The sequence below is a fragment of the Pedobacter gandavensis genome (assembly GCF_032677645.1).
Lineage (GTDB): Bacteria > Bacteroidota > Bacteroidia > Sphingobacteriales > Sphingobacteriaceae > Pedobacter > Pedobacter gandavensis_A.
On sequence record NZ_JAVTSB010000002.1, the window covers coordinates 229,312 to 244,940 of the forward strand.

A 15,629-nucleotide genomic window follows, 5' to 3' on the forward strand; every position below is an offset into this window, starting at 1 on the left:
CCAACCTATTACCAACAATGAAAAGTAATTCTGTACAAGGCGAAAATTCTATTTTCTTCCAGCAATTAGATATTTGTTGCCAAAAAGTAGCCGAAAAGGCTAGCCAGGAAAGCATAGCAGATTGGAAAAACAGTGATTATGTTAAACTAAGCGGACTGCTACGTCGTGAAACGAAGGTTAACCTAAGTGAGAATACTTTAAAACGAATATTCGGGAAACTTAAAACATCTACCAGATACTATCCACAAAAAGCGACAAGAGATGCGCTGGCACAATTTATTGGTTATAGAGATTGGTATGAATTCGAACTGCTACATCCGGTAACCTTAGAAAAACCTAACCTCTTAAATGAACCAATAGAAAAACCAATACCGGAGGAACTAAAGAAAGAAAAGAAGAAGCGCTATATCCCATTCCTCAGCGTATTGATCTTAATCCTATTGCTTACAGGTGGTTACTTTTATGCGCAGAGCCTGGATGATGGCCTGATCACCAAGGTTAAATTGCTATGTGTGAACCCCAATGGACAAAGTCCGCACTCTGCCATTTTTCAGTTGCAGACATCAGGCGTATTACCGAATGCTACCTCTTCATTCTCTATAGATTTTGCAGATTCAAAACCTCGGAGATCAATCTTTAAAGACACATTAATCAACCATTATTATGAAACCCCCGGCCGGTATTTCCCTGTTCTTTATCACCATAACAAGAGGATAGATACCGCATCGGTATACCTGCAAAGTGAGGGTTGGAGCATCATATCAACGATGGAACACGATTCTTCCCGAGTATATCCCATTTTGCGGGAAGAGCCGGCTCATGTAACCAACCATTATGTTTCAGCAAAGGAAGTATTCAATGCCGGAGTAGATACCAGCAAAACGTTTTTTGTATCTTTTGCGCATGTCAAGCCCACCAATATCAGTGCGGATAACTTTGAATTCAGCGCCAATATAAAAACATCAGCAAACCGCCCCGGGATACGCTGTTCTCAAACAAACATCCACATCTATGCTGAAAATGACAACCATGCTTTTAGTATCATCAGACCAGAATGTGCGGCATGGAACTCTTTTAAATTTTCTGAAGTACAGCAGGATGGAGGAAAGACCGATTTAAGAGCCCTGGGCCATGACCTTAGAAAGGGAGGCCATCTTCGTCTGCGAATTGCACAGAAAAATGTTTATATCTACCTCGATGGACGCGAGATTTTTCAAACCAAATACAGCAAACCAATCGGCAAATTTATGGGTATAAAAATCGACTTCGCCGGAATTGGTTCTTTCTCAGACTTTAAACTGCAAGATCTTAAAACCGGAGAGAAATTCTAGAATTATAGTTTTAAACCAAAAAGCGCCTCTAAAATTTAGAGGCGCTTTTTTAGTAATATCCTATGGGCCTTGCTTATTTCAAAAATTCCTTCTCAAAATTGTTTAAGTAAGGTTTTCCATCATAATTAAAGTCAGGTAAAATATCGATTTTCATCCAGTAAAGCGACAAAGCAGCTACATCACTTACCGTGGTCGGTATAGACAGGTTCGACAAAATAGGTTCTGGCGTTGTACCAGGCGGGTAATTATCCGCCAGACTGGCCCATGAATAAGCGCCTGAAAGCGTCATGTTGTACCCTTGTGCTGCTTTATTATAATAAACGCTTTCCGCACCTTCGTCCATTGGCCAGTAACCAATCAAATTCTGGTAGTTTGGATGTTTACTCATTTCCTTTAAACTGACATTTGCACTGATCGTGCCTGGATCTAAAGCGGTATTAAAGATCAATAAATTGGCACTATTTAACGTCGAAAAAGCATTAACCCCATCTACCGTTCTTCTGCCAACTTTAAGTGGTTCATCAGAAGAAACGCTCAATCGGCTATGAATATTTACCGGAGTTCCTTTTAAAACACCATCTACATAAGCAGTCATGGTTCTAGTGGTCGCGTTTATCCTTTTCACGGTCATCGTTACCGTATGCCAGGTGTTATCAGATACCGGGCCAATACCCGTCAAATTGACTCTTCCTGTTGCTGCGCCATTTAGGTTTCCACCGGCACACATCGTCATATTTCCAGCGGATGACTGATACCACATCCAGCCAGTGAAATTAGTACCGGCGTTATTTGATTTGGATAAGAAAGCATTATTTGAAGTCACCTTTGCAAATTTCACCTGCATTTGCACTGTAAAATCCTGATCTGCTCCCATATTATACAGGCCTTGATCATCAGGGACTATGGCTTGCAGGCCGGCATTATTAAACAAGACAGAGTTAAAGCCTGACTTCTTTAATTCTAATGGTTTAAACGCTGGATTATATACCATTGTAAAACCATCTTTTGGCTGATTAACGTCACCACTATGGTTGCTCGTAATGATGATCAGCCAATCTTCGTTCCCGTAATTTTTTCTGGCTTTAACCGCAGCTAAAATCTGACCAACATAGTCATCTGATTGAACAATCGCTTGCTTATAGCCGGGGTTACCGGCCACAAATCCGCCATGAGTACCCGCAGCCTGAACCGCTCTGAAGTTTACAAAAATAGCTCCTAAGCTTTGCTGTGTTTGAATGATATGCACGGCACTATCTTTAGCCGCCACATCGGTACTCACCACAGGGCTGAAATCAGTGTTTTTTACGTAATCCCGTAAATTAGGCCAGGGCGTCACCAAAGCTGTTTTTACTGCCTTATACTGTGTAATATAATCGAATACATTCCTTTGCAGTACTATCGTGCCATGTTCATCATTATCCGGATCCTCAATTCTTTCAAAGTCATCAGACTCGATTTGATGCCTGCTGAAAGAAGTTCCTGTCACCATGGAGGCCCAGCCTCCTGCATCAGATCCCGTAGCCAGGGTCTGGTAGGAATATTTCGAGTTTTTTTGAAGTCCGGCAATATTTACCGGAGCAACAGCTTGCAGCTCAGCCCCGGTTAACCCGTCAATACTGATCACCAAAACCTTACGCTGAGGTGCCACATTATTGACTAATTCTTCAAATACAGGATCCGGATTCGGATACTTTTTGCAAGAAGAAAATATAACCATTGCAAGGATGGCCGATAAAATATAATCTGTTCTGATTTTCATAATTAAGGCTTTATAATATTGAACTCTGAAAGCGAGGTAAATGCATTTGTGGTAGACATGGTCACTGCATTTTTGATGACCAGCTTCACAAACCTTGCATTCGCTACAGCAGAGAAATTATAATTGAACTTCGTTGTATTTGCAGGCAAAGTAAATGTACCTACAGTGCTGTATTCACTGTCGTCATTACTAATTAAGACTTCCATATCTTTGGCATAATTCGCACTGCCTTGCTGCTGCGTAAGCGTAACTCCTTTAATGGCAATTGGAAATCTCGCTGCTTTGAGCACCAGGTTAATTGGAAAAGCATTACTGGCAGATATCGCTGGTGTTTTTTGCGAAATCCAATAAGTTGTCGCTTTATTATCTGTTAAATTATTGCCCGATCCTTCTGTTGAATTAATATTTGAAATGGTCTGGATATACGGGTAAGTGATTTTGGTTTTTCCTCCGGTATGGCTAAGTGGATTATACTCCCAGGTCTTATCAGTCATTTCAGGATACTTCGCCGCGACTTTGTCTTTCACTGCCCGACTTAAAGCAATTCCCCAGGCATCAAAAAACGGGGCAAAATCTATCTTTTTGTAATCACTCCATTTTTCGTAAACGAAGTTATGCTTCGCAATATCACTCCCATTTAGCCTTTCAGCATGCCTTGCCTGCGTATAAAGATAAGTCATCGCCTCATAACCATAGATTTCAAAAAACTGTACAAAGGGCACCAATCTGGTAAAAGGGCTGCTGATTGCCGGATCAGTCCCGTCAAAATTCTTTGGCAATAAGGTTGCGCCCCAGGCTAAAGCACCCGGCCACAATCTTGGCAGGGCTGAGTGCAGTACTCCGTAATTTGTGGCAGCCAACCTATTGGCATATTTGAAAGAAAAAAGATTATTACTGGTCTCCCCCAATGTACTCCAGCTCCAAACAGAGGGCTGCTGACAGTTGTGTCCAAACTCATGCAATGAGCCCCAGGAACCACCACTTGTCGTCACATCCAATGCCTTTACACTGGTAAAGCTATCAAACCAACCATAGGTATTTTGTGCCATAAACGGAAATCCGGAATGCGCACCTCCATTGGTAATTTGTATATCTAATGCTCCTCTCCAGGCTCCCTGAGGACTTCTATCTTTCTCATCTGCCGCGTTGTCCGACAAGCCCATCCAGGCATTATAATCCAGATCAAATATTTCATTCCATTTTGAAATGGCTAGCGTCGGATAAAAGGGCACTGTTGCCGATGACAATCTATTCAGGACCTTATCTCGCGGTACTAAAAAAATCACCCGTTTCGAACGTAATTCTAACCAGGGTACTTTAGAAGCAATTACCTTCGCTCTAAATTCAGCATCCGTTGTTTTTCCCAATATAAAATCCGGAGAAACGCAGGCATTGCTGATGATAAACTCTACCGGAACAGGAAAGGCTTTATTGGCCAGGAAATAAATCGTACCACCATACAGATTACGGACATAATTTACTCCTCCATAAAGTTGCTGACGATTGTAAATGACCGGATCCCTTAAAAGCGGTGATTTTCCGGAAAGATTATCCGTATGCCCACCTATCTGAACCCTTAATCCTTCAATACCTACAGGAACCTCAATTTTGATCAATTCACCTGGCGCAGCATAATATCCCGTGCTAAATTGTGGTTCCGGGGCTACCGTGATCCGTAAATTGCCAGCCGTTTGATCTGTGAAATTTAAATCCAGCGTAAACTTTTCATTTTGAACACGAGGTTCAGCAGGGTCTACAAGACCCGGAAAAACCTTCGCTTTGGCGTACATGGTTTTATCGATCCACTTCATATTGGTATCGATCGCTCCATCAGCAACATTCCCGGAATCATCAGCATATCCATCTGGAATGGTATAGCCATACTTTTTACATCCCTGACCAAAAAACAATAATGTGCAGGCACACATTGCTAAAAATAGATTCTTTCTCATAACTAGTTGTTTGGATAAGTTTTAGCCGGCAAATACAGTTTGCCCATAAGATTCCAGTTGTCTGGCACGATCACATTCATCCAGTTGAATATGGCATAGGGTATATCCACTCCATTTGGCACCACCGTGTAAATGGCTTCCGATAATTCAGGTGAAACATTCGCCGAGATATCACTGAATGGCTTCCAGGCAGGCGTCCCCGTAAAAGTGAAATCTGAACTTTTACCGCTCTTATCTTTAATTACAGCGCCCTGTTCCTCATCACATGGCCAATAGCCAACCAAATTGTTATAGTAAATATCAGTAGGGTATCTGACCGTTTTCCGCATATATGGAATCATTTCCGCTTCCGGGATGGCTACATTATAAATGGCCACATCTTTCATCAGCATATTAATAGATTTATTATCCTCATTAGGAATATAGCCAAGGGCTAAAGGAATAGCAGGCGCGGCAAAATTCGCCGTAATTGCCGATTCATCACCTGGAATTCCATCCGTATAGGTCCTCATTTTCCTCCCATTACTGGTGTAAATACGCAAGGCGATGGTATGCCACTTTCCATCTCTGATGACTGTATTTGCACGCGAAAAAGCACCACCGCCATTGATACGCGCTACCCAGCTCGTGCCAGAATAATACAGCACCCAACCTTTATTGGTGCTACTCGCCCATGCAAGTGTCTTTCCGATAAAGGGGGCAAAATCTGCACTTGCGTGATCCACCCTTATTTTCAACATCAGCGTAAAATCGCCACTGGCACCAAATTCTCCGGTGGTCGTATTTCCTAATTTCGCGTTCACAAAATTCGCACTGTTTCCAGAAAAATTAGGGGCTACACCCTGATATGGGAATTTATCTACATCCGGTTTATCAATACCAGCAGCCGAAAACTTAGGATTATAAAAAACTACAAAAGTGTTTCTGGATGCATCCAGATAGCGATTGGAACCTGTTGACCCTCCCGAACTGGCAGCCCCACCTTTATTAGAGGAGACAATGACTAACCAATTTTCTTTCGCATAATCTTTTCTACCTTTTAAGGCCAATAACATCTCCCCAACGTAGCCATCCAAAATATTAATCTGTGAGATATACGCCCCATTTACCTCCGTATAACCAGCCGCTTTACCTGCGATTTCAGCCCCATGAAATTGTGCAACGACCAAATCCGTATTACTTGCTGACAGATTTTTCAGTACCGCATCTTTAACTTTATTGTCCTCGCCTGGAAAAGTCTCCTTTATCGAGGCATCGCCAGCCAAATGGTCATTAAATGCTGCCGTAGCACTAAAAGAAGCAGTTGTATATTTTTTGGTCTGATCTTTTAAACGGCTAAATATGCTGGGTGCAGCCTGCGCATCAAAGCCTGCAAAATCTTCTGAGGTCACCTGATGTTTGGTGTAATCAACACCGGTTATCATATTTGCCCAGCCTGCTGCATTTGTTAAAACATTTAGTCTGCTATCACTTAAACCCACATAACTAAAAGTCGAATTTGCAGTGATACTGCTGATATTTTCCGGTGCTAAATTTTTAACAACCTCACCTCTTACACCATCTAAAATGATGTACAAGACCTTCCTTGATCCATTACCCAAACCTGAGGTGTCATTCTTAAATGAGCCTGGTAAGGTATTTTCAAAATCCTTATTGCAAGATGAACTCAGAAGAATCACACCTAAAACAATGAATTTTAATCTCAAAATCTTTTTCATAAAATATAAATAAATGATCCCCTTAATTTGAAATGATTAACCTCAGCACATTTTTAGGGAACATGGAGTTGAAGCGACTGATCTCTCCTACCAAAATCACCTGAGTATCGTTCCCGACAGCTGTTTCCATCATATCATAAATCCTTCCCTGAAAACCACCGGTATTGTTATAGCCAACTGCCAGTTTCCCGTTCGCTTCAAGAATCATAAAACCTTGTCTTAGGTAATTGCCATACTTGTTAAAAGAACCGGCAACAATGATTTTCCCATTGTTCAGTTGCGCGGCAAAAGTGGCCATACCTCCGGTAATCTGTTCCGTGTTAAAACTGTCTACATTAGAACCATCCGCATTTAATAAAGCGATACCTGAAGATGCTTTCCCGTTAAACCTGGTAAAACTGCCGCTTAAAGTAAATTTATTGGTGTTCTCATTATACCTGATGGAGTTGATATCGCCGTCTGCACCAAGCCCTGATTTGAAGGACAGATCCACAGAACCATCCAGATTTAACCGGACGAGTCTGTTTACGGTAACTCCATTGAAACTGGTAAAACTACCTGCCAGAATCAATTTGCCATCTGTTTGCATTGCAGCATCCAGAATCACCCCATTGGCAGCTGTTGCACTCTGACGATTTGCTTTATTGTAATGAAAAGTGGAATCCATGGAACCATCCTCGTTCACCCGTACCAATTGGAGCATCCTGGTCACATCATAGACCTTTTCATCATAAGTTGAATTGGGGTAATAGATCCTTTTGAAGTTTTGGAAATTCCCTACGATGTAAATCTGTTCTCCAAAAACAAAGGCTTTCCTAACCGGGCCATCTACACCGGCGTTGAACGTCGGAATGGTATCCGCATTCTTACTGATTTCCTGCGGCTTAGGATTGATGATTTCCGTAGTCACCATAGTATCTAACCTGCCATTGGCATTCAATCTGGCAATGTTATTTAAAGTCAGCCGGTTGTTCCGACTATTACTATACCCATTAAAACTACCGGCAACAATAAATTTACCTACCTGATTACCTTCTGAAATTCTGGAAATGGAATAAATTGTTTTGGCAGCACCCAGGGCAGCTTTACCAAAATTGACGTCTGTGGTTAGGTAAGCTCCATTTGCATCTAACTGTACAATCCCACCAATAGGTAAGGCCGTGGTTCCTTTTTGTTCGAAATTGCTGAATGAGCCACCAAGCCAGAACCTGCCGGAAGGCAATTTCTCCAGGTCATAAACCGTTGCTGTTCTTTCACCCTGGAGTGCTGCGGCACCATTGATAATTTTAAAGGTTGCGTCTACACTCACCTTCCCGCCTACCTTAAGGATTGGACCAAAAAATGTTTCCCCCTTGGAGGTAATCCAAACACTCCCCGTACTTGCCGTTAAGGGGACGGCGAATTGAATAGTGGTATCCGTGTAGCTTTTCAGTTCGGCCTCAACTTCATTTACGTAGAGCTTAAAGTCATCTTTTAAACTGGCTAAACCCCTAACCTGAAGGTTTAAAACAGTCCCCGCCACCACAATATCCGGGGTCGTGCTTTTTGAAACAAAGGCAAAAGGTGCAATTTTTCTACCTCCCGCATAGGGATCCGCTCCTATCCCCTGTTGCTTTTCACAGGAAGCCATGAGTATTGCACAAAGCAGTACCAAAGCGATTAAGGGATTATATTTTATGTTTGCTAACATTCCTAAATTAATTACTGATAATGAATTGATTATTTATTTGGAGGTAAAATCCCTGAAGACATGACCTGATCGATAAAAGTATCCGTGTTAAATCCCAGGTTATGCTTGCTTTTGGTGAGCACATGCAGTACGCCATTACTGGTTTGAATGTCTGAAGTGGCTACCGGATTATTTTGCAGAGCCACCTGTGGATTGGATAGATCAGGGATATAGGCCAGAAATAACTGTCGGTAACCTGCGTATTGTACACCCCCCGCATCATTAAATATCGCTCCAACGTTCATAATCCGCCCCCCTAAAGAGGAGTAATTCTGACCAGGGTAAGCGGTATACGCCAGGGTATCTCTTTGAGGATAGTCTTTCAACAGGAAGGATCCGGAAAAAATATACTGGGATAAAGTGTTCTTCCAAACCTCTGGTTTAATCTGATTTAGTGTCGCAACGGTATCCTTCCCAACACTTCTCAGCGCATTGTTTAACCTTTTTATAGACTTAAACACTGAGCCGGCTGGCGGAGCAAAGAAGGTTACATTTTCTTTGTCGAGCAACTCATCTAATCCCGCCAGGTTGATAATCGTAAGTGTGCTGTCAAAAACAGAGGGTTTTGATTTAAGGTATTGCAGGGTCGATCCTGCATACTTCGAATCGTGTATACCGGAATCAAAGTAGTATTTTTTGCAACTGCCAAATAGGATTAAGATTGATCCCAGTGCCAGTAATAAGGTTTTATTCTGCATTTTTTTATGAGTTAATTCCAAAAATTATTGCCAACTAAATGAGGGTTTGCCGCAGCTTCCGCCGGGGGAAGAATCAATGGCCAGGTCCATGCCCCGGCATTAAAATTCCCAACAGAGATCAATGCTTTAGAAAAATCTGTTTCGGTAGCCCTGCCTGTGCGTACCAGATCAAAAAAGAAATGCCCTTCTCCGATTAGCTCCCTGCACCTTTCTTCATAAATGTCCTTTTTCAACGTCGCCCCTGTAGAAGTAATTTCCGGTGCGGCAGCAGCGGCCCTTACCTGATTCAAATAACCCTGGGCAGTGCCCGGGTCGTTTAATTCCGCAGCAGCCTCCGCAGCAAGTAACAAGGCATCCGGTAACCTGAATATGATGGCACTATCATCATTACTAACCGTAAGCGCAGTACCCAAACCGGTGGCATATCTGTTGGCAAACTTTTTGAATTGAAAGGTTGTACTCCCGGAATTGTAATTTTCAAACCAGGTGGATAACCTTTCATCGCGTGTTCCGGGAGGAAAGAGCTTCGTAATGTATTCTTTATCATAAGACATAAAACTTGTCGTCTTTGACACCGTGCCACGATAGGGATAAGAAGAAAAAAAGAAAGAGTAATTGGCGAAAGTCGAAAAGGTTTCCCCGTAATTAAAATCCTGCAAAACGCCGAACAGGTTCTCCTCACTGCGCCCTTTGAAAATCCGCATGGTATTCTCCGTTGTAATCGGTAGCACACGATAATTAGTATAGGAAGCCAGCTCTTCCGCCAATTTCAATACCGAGGTATAATAGCCGTTTTTATTGGGCTCATCCCAGGCCGAAGCCCACATATTCAGGTGCATTAACAGCGCCACCGCGCTTGCTCTTGTTGGCCTGAAACCTTTAGATGCCGCATCAGCATAAACAGTAGGCAGGTCATCTTTAACTGCAGTCATATCGGCAATACAGTTTTTCATCACCTGTACCTGATTGGTTCTGGGAAGGGCTTTACTATTGTAGGCCTCCGTATAATAAATGGCATCACCAAAGATTTTGCAGATGAACATATAGCTCAGGTTGCGTAGAAATACCGCTTCCGCTTTATAACGCTTTTTCTCCACATCAGACAATTCTGAAGCAGGCACTTTATCGATCTCCACAATTAAGATATTGCTGGCGGAGATGATGTCATACCAGGGCTTCCAGTTCATCACCGTCTTCATCCGGGTATCGTAAGAAGTACTGGCTGTAACGATAGATTTTAGATTATTATTGATCAGATTGTTGACCACATTATTACCGCTTCCATCAATAGAACCTGTAGTCGATACATAATTGCCTCTCATTTCTAAGGCTGGCAACAAGATCGATTTGCCTACTTTATCCCTGAGTACCGTATAAATACCATTGGTAAAGCCCTCTATATCTTTCCTGGTTTTCCAAAAATTGTTACCAGACAAAGCATCAATCGGGGTGACATTTAAAAACTTTTTACAACCACTAAATACCATGATTATGGCCGTTAATGCGATGAAATATTTAATATTTTTCATGTGATTATTTAATAAAAATTAAAACTCGACGTTTAACCCTAATGCAAATTGTTTGGCCAGTGGGTAGCCACCGGAATCGTCCCTGCCCAATGCCGTTACGTTTTCAGGATTCGGGCCCGAGTACCTGGTGATGAAACCCAGGTTAGCTGCCGTCGCATTGATACTCATCCTGTTTACCCCGAACCTTCTGGTAAAGGCCTGATTTAAGTTATAATACACCTTTATGGAGTTCAGTTTAATGTAGGAGCCATCTTCCTGAAATAAGGTTTGTGCCGTTCTAAAAGGATTGATCACACCCGCCCTTACAAAGTCTAAAGCATTTCCATAAACCGCCTGATCACCTGGGTTCACATACACATTATATTGGTTCAATGGGGCTAATGCCGTTAATTGAGTAGGTGTGGTAAATCCTGCCAGCTGAGCCGCCAGACTGTTATTCAGGATATCACGGTTAAAAGTGAAAGAGGTATTCACTTCCAGGCTCCAGCTTTTCCACTGGAGTAATGTGGTAAAGCCCCCGGTAATCTGCGGTTGTGAATTACCCGCAATCACCTTGTCAAATTCATTTAATACATAATTACCATCCAGATCCGTAAAAACAGGATCACCGGCACGGAAATAATTTAAGGCTGAATTGCTACCGATACGATAAGGTAAACCAGTGAGCGGATCTACCGGCACCTGACTATTGCTGCCATACACCCCCTTGGTATTGTACAGGTAGTTCGACAAAGAATTGATCCCTAAGCGATAGTATATATCTTGTCCTAAAGCTGCATCTGTATAAATTTTCTCTCTTAAACCGTCCGGTAATGCGGCAAGCACTTCCCTGTTGATGGCTAAAGTTCCGGTTAAGGCCAGCTTAAATGGACTATTGGTACTCAATGGCCTTGCAGTAGCCTGAAATTCCCAGCCATAGTTCACATTGCTGATCTCTGTGGAGGCAATGGTGGCATACGAATTTGAAGTAGAGATGGCCTTCTCCTGATAAATATGATCATTCTGCTTATAGTAGGTATCAAAAGCCAGGGAAAACTTACCCCCGGATAAACCGATATCAAAACCGGCATTATAAGTGGTCGCTTTAGTAGGTTCCAGACTAAGATTTGGCAGGATGCTTAAGTCAGGCATGATGGATCCGCTATTGTTGTAGTTTGCGCCACCAACGTATTTACCATAGGCCTGATAAATGTTGCCATTCGGCTGAATATTTGAACCGTAACTCAAACGGATATCACCATATTCCAGCCAGGTTAAACCGGCTAAAAATGCTTCTTTATTGAAGTTCCATTTGGCAGAAATTGCCGGATTTTTCTTGTAACCTGCATTAGGACCGTTCGTAGAAAGCCCGTCGATCCGGTAATTCAGATCGATCACATATTTTTGTTTGTAATTGTAGGAGAAAGCCCCTGCAAATGCAATGGATCTTAAATCTGTATACCTCAATGTTCCCCCGTAGGATAAGCGCGAACCATCTCTAACGTTAGTTAAAGGCCCTCGCAACTGATCGTTTACGCCCCTGTCGTTCAGGATAGCATCCGATTTAAAGAAAGAAGACCTGAGCTCGGAGAAGGCAAACACGTTAAAATTATGCGCATCATTTATAGAATAAACATAACTCAGCTGGTTCCGGTTATAAAGCGTCGTTGCGCGATCATTATAGCTGTAATATTGAGATTGATTGGCATTCAACGCCGCAGGAGAGAAATTATCCTTGGTACCGGACTGCCCGTTATAACTGAGATAAGAACCTGCTTTAAAATTCTTAAAAAACTCATACTCCGCATTGACGGTCGCCGTAGTAATTAAAACTTTATTGTCATTCTCCGTCCTTAAAGCGGCCAAAACACTATTCACACTCGAATACAAGGATGGAGCAGGTAATAAAGAAGAGGTTCTGCTGCTGTTGGCCACCCCGGCATTCTGCAAGCCGTTCCCACTCCCTGTTTGTTGTTTCTGAATGGAGTTATTCAACTGTCCTTCCAGCTTAAACTTACGGTTTGGGTTAAAAGACATGTTCATATTCAGGTTATACCGGGAGTAACCGGTATTTTCCTGAATACCTTTTTCATCATACACCCCAACGGCAACTTTATAATTGAAGCCCAAATCACCACCTGAAACATTTAAGCTATGGTTTTGGTTAAAGGTTGGTCTGTAAAAATAAGATTGCCAGTCTGTAGAGTTGTTGTAATACACATTTAAACTGTCTGATAAAAATGGGGTATCATTAATCATTTCGAAAGCATGGTTCGCTGAGGTATCATTCCTTAGAATCTGGTCGATCCGGAGCAAACGTTCATATTTACCCCCGATTACCGAACGCAATTGTGGTACTGCCGACATAAACATGGAGCCACTATAACGGACTACCGGAACTTTTGAATTCCCTCGTTTTGTGGTAATTAAAATCACCCCGTAAGCACCACGTGAACCGTATAAAGAAGTTGCTGCCGCATCCTTCAGTACGGTAATATTCTCAATGTCTTCCGGAGGGATCTGAGAGGCCGGTGAAGTACCTGGTCCTGCAGTTTGAAATCCATAAGAAAAGTCCGCATTGTCATCTACAGGCACCCCATCAATCACATATAAAGGCGATGTGGGGGTCAGGAAACTTGAGTTACCAGAACCGGACACGTTAATATTTGAAATCCCACGAATGGTTACAGAGCCTCTGAAACCTGGCGCACCGGTACTATTCTGAATGTTCAAACCGGCTACTTTACCCTGCAAAAGAGAAATTACATCCCCGGCAGGTTGTCCTTGAAGCTCTTTACCGGAAATCATGACTGCCGATCCGGTATTTAAAGTCCGGCTTTTTGTTTGATAACCAGAGGTGATCTTTACTTCGTTCAGCGCCGTATTGTCTTCCTGCAGGATCACATCAATTACGGCTTTGTTGTTCACCTTAACCGTCTGCGGTTTATAACCTATAATTCTAAAAGTCAGGCTGGCATTACCACTCAGGGTAACTTTGAATTTACCATCAGTATTCGTTGTACCAATCACTTTATTATCACTTACAATCGTGACCCCTGGCAGGGTCTGTTTCGATCTGGTGCTGCCATCGTAAACGACGCCGGTAACCACCAGGCGCTGCTGTGCAAATGAGTTATTTTGATGACCAAAAATCAACAGCATAACTATGGTGTAAAAATACTTCATTGGAAATATGTTTTGTTTGAATCTATTTGCTTTCATTAGTCATTCCCGAATTTTGGCTTATCCCCGCTAAACCAGAAAGTCATCTCCCAATCGCCCTTTTCATAAATATTAAAATTGAAAAGGAGCGTGTGTTTTTGCAGAATCCCGCCAAAACCCAGTCGTTCAAACCGGAATACGATACGGGCCTGTTCTCCTGAAACTGAGGTATATTTAGTGGGATATGGAGTGCAGGGGATTGGATAGGCGACCTCATACTTTACCTGTTCCTGATCCTTTACCATGTTAAAACCATGCACCAGGTTCGCCCAATCGGTGGTCGCAAACTTATCCGGATTGATGGGATTAGATAAGGAATCAATAAACTTAAAAGTCAGGCTGTTTCCATTGCCTTTTTTCCGGAACAACACCTTTACATCCCTGGTATTTAAGGGCTGTCCCCGCTCCCCTGTAATATTTACAGCCGATGGGTTTACCGAAACCGAGGTCCCCTGGCCGGTGATCGGGTCTAAATTAGAAGGCTCATAACTCCGCTCCTTAAAAGGCTTTAACCGAAAATTCTGAAAGTACTTTCTTCCCCCGGAATTAGACATCTCCACATCAAACACATAGCCCGAATCAGGTTGAGCCTTAATCATATTTGAATTCGCGGAAGCCCACATCATAAAATCCCCGGAATGCGGTCTGATTTCAAATAGCGGATGATTCTCGATCACGCGTTTAGCTTCAATTTCTGCTAAAGATTTCTCGGTACCATCATAGATATTTTTCCATACCAGAACGGGGTATTTATCGGTCAGCTCCGGAGCAGCCTCGTTTGTAAATGACCGCATATTTACAATCTTAAAATCCAGGGGTCTGCTGGAACTTCCGTATTGAAAAACATTGGCAAACAAGGTGTTTCTTCCCAATACCGGTTGATATATAAATTGCGTGTATTTGGAATCATTTGCAATTGACAACCTTTCATCCGGCAAATTCTTTTTGCAGGAGGAAAACAAGATCATCCCAAAAAGAAGGGATAAAAATAGTTTCAAAGTATATTTATTATTTCTCATTATCGCTTATTGATCTAATAGGGAACTGAATTCACTGAAACCGAAATTGTGCAGTGGCGACAGGATATTTATCGTTGCATTATTCGTCTTGATATTCACCGCCTTGGTGAGGGTGGTGGTCCAGGCACTGACAAACGTAGAACCATGGGTATCACTGAAATTTAAAACCCCTGGCCCTCCGCCTACATAACCGGCAGCACTTAATTTCACATATTTAACATGCATAGGGTAATCGAACAGGATCGAATTTAACGGCAGTCCGTCTACAGCGCCAGCATAAAAATCAGTGTTTCTATTCCCCCTGATGATGTATTTGCTCATCATGAATAAAAGGGCGACCGGGTTGGCATTGGAGAGATACACAGGCGTTTTGCCCTCAGCGGCTCTTTTCAGATTGAGGTATTTAACCGAGGCCTGAAAATTCTTGTTGACAGGTGCAAAAAGGCTAACCTGCTGTGTGGTTAAAGAATCGGCCAGGAGCGGAAAGCGTGCCAATACCAATAGCAAAGAATCAAATGTACCTTTAGGCTGGGCCTTCAGATAATCCATTGCCGAACCTTCAAAATTCTGGACGGTATTGACGTATTCGTGGTAAACAGATTCATCTTTCTTACATGAACTGAAGTACATGCACATCAATCCCAAAAAAACAGCTATTATTATTTTATAAAATATATTTTTCATATCGTCTTT

Annotated in this window: 10 protein-coding genes; 1 reads left to right on the forward strand and 9 read right to left on the reverse strand. The window is 42.4% G+C overall.

Annotated features, from left to right (window positions below):
• Positions 1 to 17 precede the first annotated feature (17 nt).
• Complete coding sequence (locus tag R2Q66_RS04425; RefSeq protein WP_316746800.1) at positions 18 to 1,331, forward strand: hypothetical protein; 1,314 nt, start codon at positions 18 to 20, stop codon at positions 1,329 to 1,331.
• Between the two features lie 73 nt (positions 1,332 to 1,404).
• On the opposite strand, the gene R2Q66_RS04430 is transcribed toward R2Q66_RS04425, so the two are convergent.
• Genes R2Q66_RS04430 through R2Q66_RS04470 form a run of 9 tightly spaced genes read right to left on the reverse strand, consistent with a single transcriptional unit; the run spans position 1,405 to position 15,572 of the window.
• Complete coding sequence (locus R2Q66_RS04430) at positions 1,405 to 3,090, reverse strand: LamG-like jellyroll fold domain-containing protein (protein WP_316746801.1); 1,686 nt, start codon at positions 3,088 to 3,090, stop codon at positions 1,405 to 1,407.
• Positions 3,091 to 3,092: 2 nt separating this feature from the next.
• Positions 3,093 to 5,042 (reverse strand): M60 family metallopeptidase, encoded by a 1,950-nt coding sequence (locus R2Q66_RS04435; RefSeq protein WP_316746802.1) that lies wholly within the window; start codon positions 5,040 to 5,042, stop codon positions 3,093 to 3,095.
• A gap of 2 nt (positions 5,043 to 5,044) precedes the next feature.
• Complete coding sequence (locus R2Q66_RS04440; RefSeq protein WP_316746803.1) at positions 5,045 to 6,760, reverse strand: LamG-like jellyroll fold domain-containing protein; 1,716 nt, start codon at positions 6,758 to 6,760, stop codon at positions 5,045 to 5,047.
• A 22-nt stretch (positions 6,761 to 6,782) separates the two neighbouring features.
• Entirely contained in the window at positions 6,783 to 8,450 is a 1,668-nt protein-coding gene (locus tag R2Q66_RS04445) for a DUF5008 domain-containing protein (protein ID WP_316746804.1), read from the reverse strand.
• A gap of 29 nt (positions 8,451 to 8,479) precedes the next feature.
• The gene (locus R2Q66_RS04450) at positions 8,480 to 9,187 is read right to left on the reverse strand and encodes a fasciclin domain-containing protein (RefSeq protein ID WP_316746805.1); all 708 of its coding nucleotides are present in this window, start codon (positions 9,185 to 9,187) and stop codon (positions 8,480 to 8,482) included.
• Between the two features lie 11 nt (positions 9,188 to 9,198).
• On the reverse strand, positions 9,199 to 10,716 hold the full coding sequence (locus R2Q66_RS04455; RefSeq protein WP_316746806.1) for a RagB/SusD family nutrient uptake outer membrane protein: 1,518 nt from the start codon (positions 10,714 to 10,716) through the stop codon (positions 9,199 to 9,201).
• Positions 10,717 to 10,734: 18 nt separating this feature from the next.
• Positions 10,735 to 13,881 carry a SusC/RagA family TonB-linked outer membrane protein gene (locus R2Q66_RS04460; protein WP_316746807.1) on the reverse strand — a complete coding sequence of 1,049 codons (3,147 nt, stop codon included), beginning with the start codon at positions 13,879 to 13,881 and terminating at the stop codon, positions 10,735 to 10,737.
• Between the two features lie 35 nt (positions 13,882 to 13,916).
• Entirely contained in the window at positions 13,917 to 14,936 is a 1,020-nt protein-coding gene (locus R2Q66_RS04465; RefSeq protein ID WP_316746808.1) for a DUF5007 domain-containing protein, read from the reverse strand.
• A gap of 6 nt (positions 14,937 to 14,942) precedes the next feature.
• Positions 14,943 to 15,572: a hypothetical protein gene (locus R2Q66_RS04470; RefSeq protein WP_316746809.1), complete on the reverse strand. Its 630-nt coding sequence runs from the start codon at positions 15,570 to 15,572 to the stop codon at positions 14,943 to 14,945.
• Positions 15,573 to 15,629 lie beyond the last annotated feature (57 nt).

Coding starts and splice junctions, on each gene's coding strand:
- R2Q66_RS04470 (WP_316746809.1), bottom strand. CDS start 15,572: ATGTGCATGTACTTCAGTTCATGTAAGAAAGATGAATCTGTTTACCAC.
- R2Q66_RS04435 (WP_316746802.1), bottom strand. CDS start 5,042: ATGAGAAAGAATCTATTTTTAGCAATGTGTGCCTGCACATTATTGTTT.
- R2Q66_RS04465 (WP_316746808.1), bottom strand. CDS start 14,936: ATGAGAAATAATAAATATACTTTGAAACTATTTTTATCCCTTCTTTTT.
- R2Q66_RS04450 (WP_316746805.1), bottom strand. CDS start 9,187: ATGCAGAATAAAACCTTATTACTGGCACTGGGATCAATCTTAATCCTA.
- R2Q66_RS04455 (WP_316746806.1), bottom strand. CDS start 10,716: ATGAAAAATATTAAATATTTCATCGCATTAACGGCCATAATCATGGTA.
- R2Q66_RS04425 (WP_316746800.1), top strand. CDS start 18: ATGAAAAGTAATTCTGTACAAGGCGAAAATTCTATTTTCTTCCAGCAA.
- R2Q66_RS04445 (WP_316746804.1), bottom strand. CDS start 8,450: ATGTTAGCAAACATAAAATATAATCCCTTAATCGCTTTGGTACTGCTT.
- R2Q66_RS04430 (WP_316746801.1), bottom strand. CDS start 3,090: ATGAAAATCAGAACAGATTATATTTTATCGGCCATCCTTGCAATGGTT.
- R2Q66_RS04460 (WP_316746807.1), bottom strand. CDS start 13,881: ATGAAGTATTTTTACACCATAGTTATGCTGTTGATTTTTGGTCATCAA.
- R2Q66_RS04440 (WP_316746803.1), bottom strand. CDS start 6,760: ATGAAAAAGATTTTGAGATTAAAATTCATTGTTTTAGGTGTGATTCTT.